Annotated in this window: 1 protein-coding gene; it reads left to right on the top strand. The window is 40.0% G+C overall.

The window, feature by feature from the left end:
• Nucleotides 1-260: hypothetical protein (locus QN399_RS26420; RefSeq protein ID WP_330201955.1), on the top strand; the 260-nt coding region annotated here is incomplete at both ends.

Raw genomic sequence — 260 nt, 5'->3', positions numbered from 1 at the left:
TTATAGAGGTTACTACTCCACGATATTTGCAGAAGGTCAAACGGAAGAATATTGTGCTATAGAGGATTCGAATCACACCATCAATGATATCCAAATTGGTGGAGAAAATACTTGGGCCATGGTTGGGCACGTTTATTTTGACCGTGCATTTAGCGAGAAATTCAAGGAAATTTTAGAAAACGAGTTTAAGCACGAACCTTATCGGGAACAGCTTTGGGAGGATTACTATAGTCGGCATGTCAAGGAACTCCTTTTAGAAG

Origin of the sequence: Pseudomonas sp. 10C3 (assembly GCF_036346185.1) — a bacterium.
GTDB lineage: Bacteria > Pseudomonadota > Gammaproteobacteria > Pseudomonadales > Pseudomonadaceae > Aquipseudomonas.
Note: the sequence above shows the minus strand (reverse complement) of the source record. Positions and strands in the feature narration are given on the sequence as shown.